Source organism: Streptomyces sp. P17 (assembly GCF_032436805.1).
Classification (GTDB): Bacteria; Actinomycetota; Actinomycetes; order Streptomycetales; family Streptomycetaceae; genus Streptomyces.
Genome location: NZ_JAVRBF010000829.1, coordinates 1 through 271 on the forward strand (window position 1 = coordinate 1; position 271 = coordinate 271).

Sequence of the window (271 nt, forward strand, 5' to 3'; positions counted from 1 at the left end):
CTACGATGCCGTGCTGCCCGCCGAGGGAGCGCCACCCTTCGCGTCGGACACCGCCCACTGCGCCGTCTCCGCGATGCCGCTCTCAATGGCGCATATCGACGGGTGGCTCCGCTTCGATTTCAGGAGCCCGGACCTGCGGGCCGAACCCGGCCAGGGTCATGAAGGCTGGAAGATCCACGTCTCGGTCGATCCCAGGCGAGTGGCGGCCGCCTGGGACGCGATCCTGCCGATCGTGGCCGAAGCCCGTCTCCAGGCCAAGGTGGCGGGCCCG

Annotated in this window: 1 protein-coding gene; it reads left to right on the forward strand. The window is 70.5% G+C overall.

The window, feature by feature from the left end:
• Nucleotides 1-85: 85 nt before the first annotated feature.
• Nucleotides 86-271, forward strand: a 186-nt coding sequence (locus RMT89_RS43125; RefSeq protein WP_315889217.1) for a hypothetical protein, incomplete at its 3' end; no start/stop codon positions are given.